The organism is Tenacibaculum sp., assembly GCF_048269885.1.
Taxonomy (GTDB): domain Bacteria; phylum Bacteroidota; class Bacteroidia; order Flavobacteriales; family Flavobacteriaceae; genus Polaribacter.
Map to the genome: position 1 here is coordinate 114389 of NZ_JBLWTZ010000004.1, position 13848 is coordinate 128236.

15 protein-coding genes are annotated in these 13848 nt (G+C 35.7%); 1 reads left to right on the plus strand and 14 read right to left on the minus strand.

Annotated elements, in window-relative coordinates:
- Positions 1 to 5: 5 nt before the first annotated feature.
- The 6 genes from traM to ACN0WY_RS04520 form a co-directional block, all read right to left on the minus strand.
- Positions 6 to 935, minus strand: a complete 930-nt coding sequence (gene traM / locus ACN0WY_RS04495) for a conjugative transposon protein TraM (RefSeq protein WP_159612882.1) — start codon at positions 933 to 935, stop codon at positions 6 to 8.
- A 30-nt stretch (positions 936 to 965) separates the two neighbouring features.
- Entirely contained in the window at positions 966 to 1580 is a 615-nt protein-coding gene (locus ACN0WY_RS04500; RefSeq protein ID WP_159612880.1) for a conjugal transfer protein TraK, read from the minus strand.
- Positions 1581 to 1591: 11 nt separating this feature from the next.
- A complete protein-coding gene (locus ACN0WY_RS04505; protein WP_159612878.1) occupies positions 1592 to 2416 on the minus strand; it encodes a hypothetical protein in 825 nt (274 codons plus the stop codon).
- 5 nt (positions 2417 to 2421) lie between these two features.
- Positions 2422 to 3054, minus strand: coding sequence for a conjugal transfer protein (locus tag ACN0WY_RS04510; RefSeq protein ID WP_159612876.1), 633 nt, complete (start codon positions 3052 to 3054; stop codon positions 2422 to 2424).
- Between the two features lie 4 nt (positions 3055 to 3058).
- Positions 3059 to 5461 carry a TraG family conjugative transposon ATPase gene (locus tag ACN0WY_RS04515; protein WP_159612874.1) on the minus strand — a complete coding sequence of 801 codons (2403 nt, stop codon included), beginning with the start codon at positions 5459 to 5461 and terminating at the stop codon, positions 3059 to 3061.
- Positions 5462 to 5732: 271 nt separating this feature from the next.
- The gene (locus ACN0WY_RS04520) at positions 5733 to 6020 is read right to left on the minus strand and encodes a hypothetical protein (protein ID WP_086030969.1); all 288 of its coding nucleotides are present in this window, start codon (positions 6018 to 6020) and stop codon (positions 5733 to 5735) included.
- A 189-nt stretch (positions 6021 to 6209) separates the two neighbouring features.
- Between ACN0WY_RS04520 and ACN0WY_RS04525 the strand changes: the two genes are divergently transcribed.
- Positions 6210 to 6839, plus strand: coding sequence for an N-acetylmuramoyl-L-alanine amidase family protein (locus ACN0WY_RS04525; protein WP_159612869.1), 630 nt, complete (start codon positions 6210 to 6212; stop codon positions 6837 to 6839).
- A gap of 107 nt (positions 6840 to 6946) precedes the next feature.
- Here the strand turns inward: ACN0WY_RS04525 and ACN0WY_RS04530 are convergent, their stop codons facing one another.
- The 8 genes from ACN0WY_RS04530 to ACN0WY_RS04565 all read right to left on the minus strand — a co-directional run bounded on the left by ACN0WY_RS04530 (position 6947) and on the right by ACN0WY_RS04565 (position 13845).
- On the minus strand, positions 6947 to 7609 hold the full coding sequence (locus tag ACN0WY_RS04530; RefSeq protein ID WP_159612867.1) for an ATPase: 663 nt from the start codon (positions 7607 to 7609) through the stop codon (positions 6947 to 6949).
- A complete protein-coding gene (locus tag ACN0WY_RS04535; protein WP_159612865.1) occupies positions 7593 to 8345 on the minus strand; it encodes a hypothetical protein in 753 nt (250 codons plus the stop codon). The genes ACN0WY_RS04530 and ACN0WY_RS04535 overlap by 17 nt, the downstream gene beginning before the upstream one ends.
- A 3-nt stretch (positions 8346 to 8348) precedes the next feature.
- On the minus strand, positions 8349 to 8633 hold the full coding sequence (locus tag ACN0WY_RS04540; RefSeq protein WP_159612863.1) for a helix-turn-helix domain-containing protein: 285 nt from the start codon (positions 8631 to 8633) through the stop codon (positions 8349 to 8351).
- A gap of 295 nt (positions 8634 to 8928) precedes the next feature.
- Positions 8929 to 9666: an RteC domain-containing protein gene (locus ACN0WY_RS04545; RefSeq protein ID WP_417799709.1), complete on the minus strand. Its 738-nt coding sequence runs from the start codon at positions 9664 to 9666 to the stop codon at positions 8929 to 8931.
- Between the two features lie 135 nt (positions 9667 to 9801).
- Entirely contained in the window at positions 9802 to 11058 is a 1257-nt protein-coding gene (locus ACN0WY_RS04550; protein ID WP_159612859.1) for an MFS transporter, read from the minus strand.
- 6 nt (positions 11059 to 11064) lie between these two features.
- Positions 11065 to 11427: a DUF1304 domain-containing protein gene (locus tag ACN0WY_RS04555; RefSeq protein WP_159612857.1), complete on the minus strand. Its 363-nt coding sequence runs from the start codon at positions 11425 to 11427 to the stop codon at positions 11065 to 11067.
- A gap of 6 nt (positions 11428 to 11433) precedes the next feature.
- Positions 11434 to 13533: a copper-translocating P-type ATPase gene (locus ACN0WY_RS04560; RefSeq protein ID WP_239178628.1), complete on the minus strand. Its 2100-nt coding sequence runs from the start codon at positions 13531 to 13533 to the stop codon at positions 11434 to 11436.
- A gap of 18 nt (positions 13534 to 13551) precedes the next feature.
- Complete coding sequence (locus tag ACN0WY_RS04565) at positions 13552 to 13845, minus strand: phosphoribosylpyrophosphate synthetase (protein ID WP_159612930.1); 294 nt, start codon at positions 13843 to 13845, stop codon at positions 13552 to 13554.
- Between the last annotated feature and the right edge of the window lie 3 nt (positions 13846 to 13848).

A 13848-nucleotide genomic window follows, 5' to 3' on the forward strand; every position in this document is an offset into this window, starting at 1 on the left:
GGACTTCATAATTTTGGTTTTAGAATTAATTTGTAATTATTGAGCACAGTTACCTTCACACTTCGGTTACTACGTCTGAAAACCTGTGTAATTCCACTTACTTGAGGAACAGTAGGAATATTGATGTCGCCAATAACATCATCTAAAACTTCCGTGGTAGCCTCTGCCCGAAAATTGTTTTGTACATAAATGCCCTCACTGCCATCCAATAAATCAAATGCCTTGAGTTTAGTAGGATGATGATTTATGTTCTCAATTTCGATTAAGGCACGATTTGGTTGAAAACTGATAAACCCAAAAACGGGTGTATTCTTTGGTATAAGCTTACCATTGATAGTTGCTGATTTGGTAAGCCGCATTCGTAATCGGGTATTCGCTTTGACAACCTGGTCGCCATCAACCACTACATAAATCGTTTCATCTGTGTTGCCAATTACCGAAACTTCATTGGGTTTAGGCGAAGCGGCAAAGAACAGTTGATGTTCCAGCCCCAATTCCTTAGCCAGAATTTTTTGTTCACGCTTTAGTTCAGCTGAGTCGATTCGTGGCGTGTGCTCTTGTACGACTTTTTTTTGTCCTAAGTTTCGATACTTCTTTTTAGAATATTGAATCCTACTAGCATTGTATATACTATCCACGATACGTTCTTTTTCGAGTTCGGGTAAATCAGGATTGTAAAGACCTGTGGAGTCTAAAAGTTTTTCATCATATATGCTAGGTGCGTTATTCTCGCGCACTTCCTTTAAATCATTGATGGCATCCAATTTTGAGTCATATTCTTTTTGGTTTTCGTCCAAGTCAGGTACTAAGACCTGTTTAAGATTCTCATTTTCAATATCGTCATCGCCCATAACCATCATAGAGTAGGAAATGAGGAATATGAAAATTACAGCTAATACAGATGCAAAGACGATTTTGTTCTTATTTATCTTCATAATTATAGTTTTTAAGTGCTTATTATCGACTCAACTTTCGTTGTTTATTTTCTTTAAGGTGTTCTCGAAATAGTCCGTAATTAACAAACCGTGTGGATTGTTTGGAAAGTTTCTGTCAACTAGAATTAAGTTTCCGCTAGAAACCAATTCGTAGGTGTCAATTATTGAACCTCTATTGATTTCAAAAATGGTAACAGTCCTAAAGACATACATTCCGTTTTGTTCTTCGATTTGTGAATCTATGCTCAGTACTTTTTGAACTAATGAATATTGCAGTAATCGGTTGTAGACACCATCAGCTTTTTTCTGGCGATAGAGGTTATCCACAGAACTGTTACCTAGCCACAGAGCTTTTTCAAGATTCCGTTCGTAGTTGCTGGCATCGATATTATAGAAATAGTTGTGGAACAGGTCTAAATGGGCTAAGGCCTCGACCTTGAAATTTTCTTTTTGCGTGACGAGCTTGAGCGGAATAATACTACCATCAGTATTTATGGCAAAGGCACTATTAAGTGCTTCCCTATTCGTTTTAAAAGCCATCCAAAGCGAAAAAGTGCTAGATAGCATTGCAAAAATGACAACTGTCAACACGATAAATCTGTTCAACTTTAAAACTGCATAGATGTTTTTGTAATGTGTTTTCATTTTCGTTGGATTTAACTGGTAAATAATCTGAGGGTAAATGATGTGGCGCGCTTATATAATTTAAACTTTAGAAACACAATGAATCCAACCGAGCCAAGCTGAACCACAGGTGCAAAAAAGCCCTGGCCAATATCTGTTCCAAACAGGTTAGTCCAGAAATTCGTATTGATTTCATTATAGAGCGCATTTACAAATATGTTGACAAGGAAGAAGGCCGGCACCAACATATAGACCGCAGCGTACAATTTGAAAAATGTGTATGCAAGTGAACGGAACTTTTCAAAAACAGCAAGGCTTATGATCAATGGAAAAAAGGCCTGCATGATACCCAATAGGAAAAAACGTTCAGCGAGAAATAAGGGATATATGAACAGGTCCAAAATCCATAGTATAATGCCAATAATAAAAGCTAGTATTTTGAATCCATAAAGAGGTGTAACCAACGCTTCATACAATAACGTCATAGCATTTTTAGCAGCATCGATTAGGTTAACGTCTTCTTCTATTGGTATATCTTGCATTTGTAGAGGAAGTAATGCAGGTGCCGTACCACGATATTGCGCTTCAATAGAAACCAATATGCCATCAAAGAAACCCAATACCTGAGTAGAAAAGATAACCAGGAGAACTATGGCAAAATTCTTAGCCAGTTCCCCTGGACTCAACCCCCAAGTGTAACCGTCCTTATCCGCAATACCTTCGTTATATTTTTTAAGGATATTGACTAGAAAGAACAATACAGCTAGCGTTTTCATTCCTGCAATGGTGTATTGCGAGAAGCTACTATTCTGTATCGTTTGAAAAACGGTGTCGATATATTCCAATCCGATTGACATTTCTTTTAATACTTAGTTTCTCGGTTATTGATCTTATCCTGCATTTTTCTAAATGAAATAATATCACGATAGCGTTTCGTCTTTGTTATGATATTTGAAACCATTTCCTTTGACTCCTGTTCTTTCTCTTTCAACACTTCAGCACGTTCAGCATCAGACATCTTTAGATTATCACTAGATAAGATTTCACCCATAAAATCAACCGTATCCAAAGAATTTTGCACTATGGCATCGAATGATTCTGCGACCCGTGTAACTTCCTCGGGTTTTATGTATGGCGAGTTTAAGATGTCCTGTAAATCGTTTTGCATTATATTGATAAGACGTTGATTGTTTTGTGCAATTTCCTCAACTGCTTGTAACTGTTGAACAACGCTAGATACTTTTTCTATAGCGTCTTTAGCATCTTTTAGGAATTTTACAGACTTAATCATTTCGGCTGTCTGCTTTCCTGACTCTATAAGTTGTTTTACCAAGCTTACAAAGTTGGTATTGTCATAAACTGGCATTCCTTGGGCGTTAGTAGTATTGGGTAATAGAAGGGCAACTGTTAAGAATAGCCCGAATAAGATTGTTTTGATTTTTGTTTTACTCATTAAAGAGTATTTGTTTTGGTATTTGTGAATCTTCGATTTCATAATATTATGTTTTAGATGTGAATTCTTTTATAGCTAATTCCATATCATTGGTCTTTTCATAAATGGTCATTATGGACTCATTTTCCTGTCCATCAGTTAAATAAGCTGCATACACTTCTTTAGGAACTTCAAGCCTAAAAATGTTGCTTTCCTTGCCTATTTTGATGAACATTTCCGTGTATTTCCGTGGTCCGGATAGGTTATTTTTGATGGACTTTAATTGGTTCAGGTCGTGACTTGATAGATTGAGCCTCTTGACCAATTCGTCATAACCTTTTTCGTTGTTTAGGCTATAGATGACTTGTGTGTTTTCAAGAATACTAGCTGATGTTGAATTGTTGGGAAGCTGATTAATGGACTGAAGGATAATACCAATAGCACCATTCTGTTTACGGATGGCTTGATAGTAGAATTCCACACTTTCCAGTACGTTATCAAACTTCAGTTGTTTTGCAAATTCATCGAACAAGATGATGCCCTTTTCAGCCCTGTTTTTCCAAATAGTTCTTTGGATGGCAGACTTGATGAGTTTGAGCATTACAGACAGGATTTCCTTGTTGTTCTTAACTTCATCTAGTTCAAAAATAATCAATCGCTTATCTTCAATTTTATAAGTCAGGTCTTCGCTAACTTCAAAAAGGAAACTATATAGACCATCGCCGACATATTCAGACATTACGTGCAAAAAGCTGGTAATATTGAAATAGTCTGGATGGATTTTTAAGGTGTTCAGAAGGTCTTTCTGATTCCTCTCTATAAAATTGTAGAAACCATCCAGTGAATGATTTTCTAAAGTATTGTTGTAATAGTGGCGTAATATCTTTTTTACCGAAACCGATTGTGCCTTTGTTACTTTTAAATCTAATGCGAACAGTTCAAACAGAAAGACTGATAAATCTTCCAGTCGTTCAGGTGTCAAGTCATTCGTATCACTTATATAAAAAGGATTGATTCCGAGATTTTTACCACTTTCATAACGAAGCACGGTATATTTCTCAGGATAGAGTTTGGCAAATTTTGTGTAGGATCCGCCGAGGTCAATTATGACCAGACGGACGTTACTTTCAAAATATTGCCTTAGTATATTGTTTGCCAAGAATGATTTACCCTCACCCGTTGGGGCGAAAATGGCAAAGTTGCGTGCCTTGATACGCTTCTTACGCTCGTCCCATACATCCTTTAAAACGGGGATATTATGTTCACGGTCGTTAAAGATGATTCCGGTTTTATCAGTCTTATAATTGGTATTGTTGATGAACAGGCATAAGGCGTGCTTTAAATCGCTAACATATAAATCGTTGTTTGAAAAGTTTGAAGAGAAACAGCAGTAACTATTCAATATATAATTTTTGCGTTCCTCGCCTCGCGGATAGTATGGAATGATATCCAACTCTTTGAACTCAGTCTTTATTTTAGAAGTAATTCTATCTAGCTCTCTGGCTTCCCGAGCCCAATACACAATATTTAAATGGCCACGAATAACGCGTGCATTGTCATCGGCATTGATTTGGTCAAGAATGTGCTGAATTTTTCCAAGTACGACTTTGTTTTGTGAGCCGAAGTTGGAACTCTTGTTCAGTTCTTCGACTTTCTTATCCAACAGTTTACGCCATTTCTGTTTGTCATCCAAATAGAGGATTTGATTGACAATATGGTTTTCATTAAGCGTAAGCCCTAAACCATCAATAAACCCTTGATGAAATACAAAATCGTCAGAAGTGAATTTCTCATTGGTCTTGCTACTCTGTACACTTTCGCCAAAGCACAGTTCGCTATTGATGGCCAGGGCATCAAAATAGTTTTCACCGATATTGACGCTTTTTTTATCTAATATGATATCAGTATCAAACCCCTCATTGAAACCATTGAAGTAGTCATTTGTAAGTTTTTGTATGTCGCCAGCATTATGGGGAACAAAAGTCATTTTCCGACTATTGTTTATGAAAGAAACCGAATCACCGACAGAACCTATGAAGCTCTTAACATTGTCATCTAATTGTTGAACAGTCCCTTTGGAAACTTTTCGGAAAGGGTTGACATATTTTGGATTGTTCAGGGCTTTATTCTTAGTGAGTGTAAAGAACAGAAAGCAACGATGTTCCATATAACTACGCCCTTTGAAATGGTCGTGTGTCGCTTTTTCTAAAAACGTCGTATTCGGAAGTGCTTCTGAAGTATAAATTTTTTTTAGGTATATATCCTGTTTATGAACCACTGTGCCTATTGGAAGCGATTTCAATGCTTGAAACCAGGCACCGTGTATATCCTCAAAGTCTTTTTCTGATAAGGAATAGATTTCTGGTAATGTTCCTTCATAGCATAGGACAACATTACCGTTATTGGCAAATATGATATTGTCCTGAATATCCGTAATAGGTTGATATGCCGAAAGGTTAATCTTGTTCATAATCAAAGCCAGAGTTTCTTTTGTTACTAATTATTCTTGGGAAGGCTTTAGCTATCTGAAATAGTTGTGAGTTATGGGTTATTCTGGTCAGGGCTACGTACAAGGCAGCGTTAAAAACCAATACGCCAATTATTATCCCAAAACTGAAAGAGAAGATGATAATAAGTAGCGATGCCAAAATAGAAGCCATCATTAGAGCAAAGAGAGAAACAGGCAGGCCAAAAATGACCGCCCCTTTCCTAATGTTTTTATAGATCTCGTAGCGCTTCATTTACACTACAATTCCTATTAGGTATGTGAAGATGCCGACAACGGCTCCAGCAATCAAAACAAAGACGAGTACTCTAGTAATTCCTTTTTTAAGGTCTGCATTTTCACCAAAGAAATGACCTGCATTGAACAAGAAGCCAACTAAGAAAATGACACCAAGTAGAATTGGGAAAATAGCTCTTATGGTATCGCCCACATCGTTAACGGAATCTTCAATTCCACCAATTTGAGCAAAAAGTGATGTTGAGAGCAACGATAAAAAAGTTGCTAAGTAGATTGATTTTTTCATAATAAAACTGTTTAGATTTTTTATTCATTTTCTCTTTCTGAAATTTACATATATTTGCTTGTAAATATCTAAAAATCAAATATTTGTGAATAAAATATTATTTGAAATCAATTGAATTCAATTACCATTATTTGGCATCAAATTCTATGGGTTTTTTAAGGAAAGTTGTTGATAACCCAAAAATTAAAAATGAAAAAAGTCCTCAAAAACGTCAGTTTTGTCTTTTTACTTCTAAAAATGTGCATCGTTTTTGGACAAGTAAGAGGTACTCAAAAACGAATTGTAATTGACGTTGGACACGGAGGAAAAGATTCGGGTGCAATAGGAATAAATAAAATCCAAGAAAAGGACGTCGTATTGAATATCGCAAATGCTATTTTGGAGCTAAATAATGGGTTAAAAAACCCTCATGACATTTATTTAACCAGGTATAGTGATACGCTTATTTCGTTATCAGATAGAACAAGGCTGGCCAAAGCTCTTAAAGCAGATTTATTTGTTTCTCTGCATTGCAACCATTCGGATAATGTAAATGCGAGAGGAGTAGAAGTTTATGCTTCGCACCAACAAAATAGTAATTTAAAGGAATCTATTTATATAGGTTATAAAATCGAAAAAGCCCTTTGTAAAGAAATTGGATATAAGAGTAGAGGTGTGAAGTTTTCCAATTTTCAAGTACTTCGGGAAACGACAGGCCTTTGTGCTTCAGTCCTTTTGGAATTGGGATTTTTGAGCAATAGCGATGAAGGACGTTATATTTCAGATTCTAAAAGCATCCAATTAATTGCCAAAACTATTTTGAAATCTATGCAAAACTAATATTATTATGAAAGACCTATTTTTAGAAATAACCAAGAGTCTAAAAGCAATTGTAATCCAATTTATTTCAGAAGTGATTTTAATATATAAATCATTAAGAAGCTAGATTACTTTCGTTTATCTCCTGCATTTTTATCAAAGGCAATCAAATTGAACAGTTCTCGCATTCTACTTCGAACACGGTTTCCATACCGTTCTTCCAATTCCTCTGCATTAAGGTTGGTAGTTGCGTGGGTTTTAATTTTATGTTTGGTATCTAAGTAAAGTTCATAACGAGAGAGTAGTACTTCACCCATTACGTTTAAATCCTTGCCGTAAAACCGACCCACTGGTTCTACGCCTAAATCATCAAAACAATAGAATTTGGTATTGCCATATTCTTCAACAGTTTTAAAGCCTAAATGGTTAAAACTAAACGTCACGTTTCTACAGGGAATCATTTCATAAGGTCGTTGCATTGGTACGATATGTCGTAATAATTTCATCAAACTGGTCTTACCACATCCAATAGGCCCTGAGAGCAAAATACCTTTATTGATATCAATTCCGTAAGATTCGCAATTACTCTTGTCCCTTATGAAGTAAGAACAGAGTTTTAGCAAAATATCTTTGTCCTCGTCGTAAATCCTGAATTTTTTACCAAAGAGCAACTTACCCTTGGCATTCAAATAAATCAAGATTTTTGGAAAGTCGTAGATTACACTTTTTCCATCAAATTTCCCTAGCGAATACTCCACGCCACCTTCGGTAATTTTAGAGGGGTTGCCCATAATCTTTGTTTTTAGTGGTTCGCAAGTTGTCCTTGATTTGGGATGCCTGATTTTTGTTTTGTTTGTTTTCAGATTCGAACAATTCGGCTCTATCCATCCAGTTGATGGCCACTGCTCGCCAATCGCGGATTGGTTCATCATTACCAGTATGCCAATTTCGGTTGGTGTAGTGCTGGTAAAATTTTTCAGCTTCTGTGATATTAAAATTCTTTTCCTCAAAAAAATCGACAACGGCCTGACAGTCCTTTGGCTGTTTTATAAAGTTTTCTTGTTTGGTATTGTTTGTATTAGGTACCACTGCTTGTCCATTGGCGGGACGGTGTTGGTACACTGCTTGTACATTTTTGGGATGGTGGTGTCCCTCAAGCGGTACACCTCTGGGATAGTACTGCTCTGCAAGCTGTTCCAATATGGGATTGTACTGTCCCGTAGCTGGTTCATCACCTGTACCTATAATGGACATCTTGATTTTACTGCCTTTATACGGATTGTTGGAAGGAAAGTAATATAGATATTCCCACGAGTGAAGTTCGGTTATGCATCGATGGTAAGTTGATTTTGACCCAATTTTGGCCACTCGCATAAGTTCCCTACGGTTTACATAGAATTCGTCCGCAAAACGACAGCTATTCCATTCTTGGAATAATGCCATATACAGACTGATATGGGTTGGATTTAGGCGGTCATCAAAATAGAACTTTTCAAAAGCCGCGTTAAGTAGCTTTATGTAGTTCATTAGTTAAGGTTTTTTACCGTGTTGAATACGGTTGGCGGACATTATGTTTTGAATTTCTTCTGCATCATAATAAATAATGCCACCAACCTTTGTATAGGGTAGTGTTCCATTGATACGAAGATTTTGCAGTGTGCCAGGACTTACTTGTAATAAATCCATGACCTCAGAAGATTTAAGATACCTCTTAAGTTTGCCTGTAGCTTGTTTTGACAATAATTTTTTAATGTCATCGAGTAATTCCATTTTAAATTCTCGAAGATCCTCAGTAGTTATAATAGACGTCGGCATAATAGAACGATTTTTAATGAAAGAGACTATCATATCCCTGTCGATAAATTTGATAGTCTCTAATCTGATTTGACTTTCGTTCTACAAAAATGAATTGTTTTATTGGATTTTAATCCCAACGAACACCCAAGTTGGGTGATTTTACTTATTCATTTTCAATGGTTTAAATTGGTTTGGTTTAGTGTTTGATATTAAAATTGTCTATACTAAATGATGATAATTAAAATTAATTTGATTTTTTCCCAAGTACTACCCAACTTGGGTGAAAATTTAACATTTTATGTACATCAATAAACTACCCATCAGTTTCTTCCATACGTCTTAATAATGTCATCTTTAATCTGTCTATAAACTTGGTTTGGTCAATCTTCCGTTCTCTTATTTCAAGAAAGGTTCTATACACGTTACCGAGATTAAGGTTAAAAATTTCCTCACAAGCTGATGCCATTTCCTTAATTCCAGCCGTTCCACTCTTAATAGCACCAGATGCCTGTAACGCATAAATTAATTCTATCAAATCTGTTTTAGAAGCAGTCCACCCAAGCCGATCTCCATTGGCTAGTGTGTTAAGATTATTAATCCTACCTAAACGAATATCCCTTAAATTACTTAATTCTTGCACATAATGATTAATTAGCAAGTCATAAGCAATAATTTTAGCAACTGCATTGTCGTGGCTTGTAGAAAACTCTGCGTCAGTATAAAAATGAGAAGTGTCTGACACTAAATTGATTTTATCATTTCCTCTAAGAAAATAGAATTCATCTAGAACTGTGGATTCCTCTCTATAATATTTAATAAAGTCCAAATTTCGCCTATTGTTTTCTTGAAGCTTCTTAATTTCTATATCAATAAACTCTTGCTGTGACTTTATGGTACCTGCTGGTCTATGGATCATGAAATAATAAAGTTTGGCATAAAACTTTAAACGACTATAAACATAAGGTTTCTGTTTTTTAAAGAATGTGATCTCTTCTTGTTTGTTCGTAAATTCATTTTCCCTTACACATATTCGTAATTTTTGCAAATACATTCTAGAAATAGAAATTCCCTTCTCAATATTACTGAAATCATTAAGGTTGGATTCTTCGATTATTTGGATTTCGTCCTTATAGTCATTTAAAATTTTATCGATTAACTTGTACAAAATACTTTGAGCTTTAAAGGTTTAGTTTTCCATAATTGAAGTGTGGTTAAGATCATCTTCACCTTCGTATGGAGTTTTGAGAAAGAACAGAATTCCTATGACTCCCAAAACAATGCTCCCAGCAATTATAAAGGGATAATAAAACCCACCTGCAGTCAGCCAAGTCCCTAAAACGGGACCTAGGATCTGACCAATACTGTTGGTTGAACTCTGTATGGAAATGTTTCTGCCAGTATTTTTCTTTGATATTAGTGAAACCGCAGAAAGCAGATTAGGTGTTATCATCGCACCTCCGGCAGCAAACACAATAATTAATCCATAAACTAAAAACTCACTATTGAAAAAAGGAAAGGCAATTAAAGATATTCCTACTATTAACAACCCTAGAGCAATTTGTTTTTTAGTAGATAAAACCTTCTCTCCATAACTTGCAAAAACTGGTTGTAAAACTGCCATAACAGAACCGCATAACATAAACCCAATTCCGACTTGATTACTGTTAAAACCTAGTTCATCTTTACCATAGATTGAAAATACTGTTTCAAAAAGCGTTACTACAAATTGGATGATAAATGACAAAACCAGTAATATGACAAAATATTTGGTGAAGGTGAATTGTAAATTCACTTTTTGAGTTGTGAGTTTGCTAATTTTACTTGTGTTTTTAAGTCGTTTTAACACAACAAGAAGAACAATAAACCCTAATAGTGCGACAAACAGAAAAGGGACTGAAAAACGATTGAAATGCAATTGCCCAATTGAGTAATTTAAGTGTAGATTAGTTTGGGAAAGAAGGCCGCCAAGTACAGGTCCAAAGATAACACCAGAACTTACCGCTACACCAGACCAAGACATTATTTTCGTTCTTCGTTTTTTTGAGGTAATATCACTTAAGTAAGCATTACTTACAGGAATAACAGAAGAAGTAAAAATACCACCAAAAATACGTGCTACATAGAGCATTGTAAGCGAAGTCGCTAAACCAGTAAGTAATTGCATTATAACAAAGCCTATAAGACCGATGATGATAATAGGTTTTCGACCATACCTGTCTGATAGTTTTCCCCAAAGTACTACGAATAGGAGCTGAAATAATGGATAAATACTCGTTAAGAGACCAACATGGAAATTAACTAAATCTGTATCTAAATTAGCTTTTAAAGCCAATCTTTCGGTGTAGTAAGGAAGGGTAGGTAATAGAATCCCATACCCAAGCATTACAATGAATAGACATAGTAATATGAGTACAATCATTTTGATATTTCTACTCTTATTCATTTTAAATTAGCTTAAGAGAATACATATAAAAGCAGCTGCAGCTGGTATTGCTTGTGTGTACAGTATCTTTTTTGAAATAGATAAAGAGCCATATATCCCAGCAATGATAATGCAGCCTAAAAAGAATAATGCGATATTGTTAGACCAAATGGGGTTAGAGATAAACAACGTCCATAAGAGACCGACAGCTAAAAAACCATTGTACAGACCCTGATTTGCTGCCATAGCTTTAGTGGGTTTAAAAAGATCCTTTGGAATTTCCTTGAATGTTTTTTTGCCTAAATGCTCCCAAGAAAACATTTCTATATATAAAATGTAAAAATGCTCCAAGGTAACTAAAACGATTAGTATTTTTGAAAGTATTGCCATAAATCTTTATTTACTTATTTTCCTCTTTAGTAGTTGTGCGTTAATTGCTACTATAATCGTGCTTAAGCTCATAAATACGGCTCCGATGGCTGGTCCCAATACAAATCCAGAAGAATACAACACTCCAGCAGCTAAAGGAATGGCTATCACATTATATCCCGTTGCCCATATCAGATTCTGAATCATTTTATTGTAAGTTGCTTTTCCAAATAATATCAAATTGGCAATGTCCTTTGGATTGCTGTTGACCAAAATAATATCGGCTGTTTCGGCAGCTACATCCGTTCCAGAACCAACAGCAATTCCAACATTAGCCTTGGCAAGCGCAGGAGCATCGTTTACTCCATCACCAGTCATTGCTACAAATTCATTTTGTGCCTGAAGTTTTTCTACGATTTCTACTTTTTGGTGTGGTAATACTTCAGCATAATAACCATCTAGCCCAAGTTTTTCGCTTACTGCTTTTGCCGTCTTTTCATTATCACCTGTAGCCATCAAAACTTTAATATTATTCTTTTTAAAAACCTTTATGGCTTCGGCAGATTCTGGTCGTATTTCATCGGCTAGAGCAATATATCCTGCTAATTCCCTATTTATTATGACAAAAACTACTGTTTCGGCAGCATCACTATAGGCGTCTTTTGGGATATCTATTTTTTTATCTCTTAAATAACCTGGACTTACCACCTTAACTTGTTTTCCTTCTACATTTGCCTCTACACCTTTGCCGGTAATGGCATTAAAATTTTCGGGATTAGGAATGGTAATATTATCTTCTTTGACCTTTTTTATGATTCCAACGGCTATAGGATGTTCCGAACTCTGTTCCAAAGCGCTAGAAAGTCTTAAAATTTCTTCTGTTGAATATTCTTGTTTAACCGATTCAACTCTTGTGACACCAAAATCACCTTTTGTCAACGTCCCGGTTTTATCAAACAACAAAGCTGATATTTTTCGGGATTCTTCAAAAGCTGTTCGATTCCTTATCAATAAACCATTTTGTGCAGATACCGCTGTAGATATAGCGACAACTAACGGGATAGCAAGTCCTAATGCGTGTGGGCAAGCAATAACCATAACCGTTACCATTCTCTCTAAGGCATATACAAATGGAAAGCCTAAAATGAGCCAAACTGCCAATGTCCCAAAACCAATAGCCAAAGCAATGTATGTTAACCATTTTGCAGCCCTGTCTGAAAGGTTTTGCATTTTAGATTTGGTCTTTTGTGCTTCCTCGACCATTTTGATTACTTTGTTGAGATAACTATCCTTACCTGTATGTTCTACCTTAACCTTTAAGGCACTATTGCCGTTTATTGAACCACCAATTACTTTATCATTTTCATCTTTTTTTACTGGTTTGGATTCTCCTGTGAGCATCGATTCGTTTAAATAACTCGAACCATCGACTATAATACCGTCAGCAGGAACTTTTTCACCTGGCTTTACTAAAATCACATCGTCTTTTAATAAATCTTCTAAAGGAATATCTTCTATAGCATCACCTTTTACTCTATGAGCTTCGGAAGGCATCATACTTACTAAAAGCTGTAAGGCTTTTGATGCGCCCAATACACTTTTCATCTCTATCCAATGTCCTAATAACATTATCGCGATTAGTGTTGCTAATTCCCAGAAAAAATCATCTCCCTTTAAGCCAAAAACAGTCGCGGTACTATAAAAATAGGCGACACTAATAGCCATAGAAATTAAGGTCATCATCCCTGGTGAACCTTTCTTTACTTCGGAAACAAATCCCTTAAGAAATGGCCAGCCACCATAGAAATAGACTACAGAAGAAAGTGCAAATAAGATATATGGGTTTCCTGGAAGTAAAAATTCGTATCCAAAAAAATCTTGAATCATTGGGGATAAGAATAGAATTGGAATGGTAAGTGCAAGTGTTACCCAAAACCATTTGCGAAAATCATCAATCATCATTTTGTGATGGTCGTGCCCCATCTGTCCGTGACCAGGATTATGATTGGAATGACCACCGCTTCCGTGGTTCATTTTAGAGTGATCTTCTTTTTTGTGCTTCATCTTTGAATGGTCCATTTTAGAATGGTCCATTTTTTCGTGATTGTGGTGTTCGTGGTTTTCCATTATTATAGTGTTTAAGTGTTATCGTAATTTTTTTCTCATTGCTTCAGAAATGTTTTCAGCATAGACTCTATAGGCATCTACCAAAGTGCCCTTAATACCATCTTTAGATGATATAGCGTACAGTACACTATTATCGTCGGTACTACTCATTCCTTCAAAACGATGGGTTTCATCAATTTTAAAATCTTCAGGTTTAATTTCAATTTTAAGCGAGACGCATTTTAAGCACGTAGGTTTTATGTTAAAATCGTAACTATAACCTCTTTGCTTTAAATCATTAATGGCCTCTATGAGTGTATCGTAATTTTTCAATTT

What these genes read in the sequence shown, in the direction of transcription:
- traM (WP_159612882.1), bottom strand. Translation starts at nt 935, where the DNA reads ATGAAGATAAATAAGAACAAAATCGTCTTTGCATCTGTATTAGCTGTA.
- ACN0WY_RS04500 (WP_159612880.1), bottom strand. Translation starts at nt 1,580, where the DNA reads ATGAAAACACATTACAAAAACATCTATGCAGTTTTAAAGTTGAACAGA.
- ACN0WY_RS04505 (WP_159612878.1), bottom strand. Translation starts at nt 2,416, where the DNA reads ATGTCAATCGGATTGGAATATATCGACACCGTTTTTCAAACGATACAG.
- ACN0WY_RS04510 (WP_159612876.1), bottom strand. Translation starts at nt 3,054, where the DNA reads ATGAAATCGAAGATTCACAAATACCAAAACAAATACTCTTTAATGAGT.
- ACN0WY_RS04515 (WP_159612874.1), bottom strand. Translation starts at nt 5,461, where the DNA reads ATGAACAAGATTAACCTTTCGGCATATCAACCTATTACGGATATTCAG.
- ACN0WY_RS04520 (WP_086030969.1), bottom strand. Translation starts at nt 6,020, where the DNA reads ATGAAAAAATCAATCTACTTAGCAACTTTTTTATCGTTGCTCTCAACA.
- ACN0WY_RS04525 (WP_159612869.1), top strand. Translation starts at nt 6,210, where the DNA reads ATGAAAAAAGTCCTCAAAAACGTCAGTTTTGTCTTTTTACTTCTAAAA.
- ACN0WY_RS04530 (WP_159612867.1), bottom strand. Translation starts at nt 7,609, where the DNA reads ATGGGCAACCCCTCTAAAATTACCGAAGGTGGCGTGGAGTATTCGCTA.
- ACN0WY_RS04535 (WP_159612865.1), bottom strand. Translation starts at nt 8,345, where the DNA reads ATGAACTACATAAAGCTACTTAACGCGGCTTTTGAAAAGTTCTATTTT.
- ACN0WY_RS04540 (WP_159612863.1), bottom strand. Translation starts at nt 8,633, where the DNA reads ATGCCGACGTCTATTATAACTACTGAGGATCTTCGAGAATTTAAAATG.
- ACN0WY_RS04545 (WP_417799709.1), bottom strand. Translation starts at nt 9,666, where the DNA reads ATGTATTTGCAAAAATTACGAATATGTGTAAGGGAAAATGAATTTACG.
- ACN0WY_RS04550 (WP_159612859.1), bottom strand. Translation starts at nt 11,058, where the DNA reads ATGAATAAGAGTAGAAATATCAAAATGATTGTACTCATATTACTATGT.
- ACN0WY_RS04555 (WP_159612857.1), bottom strand. Translation starts at nt 11,427, where the DNA reads ATGGCAATACTTTCAAAAATACTAATCGTTTTAGTTACCTTGGAGCAT.
- ACN0WY_RS04560 (WP_239178628.1), bottom strand. Translation starts at nt 13,533, where the DNA reads ATGGAAAACCACGAACACCACAATCACGAAAAAATGGACCATTCTAAA.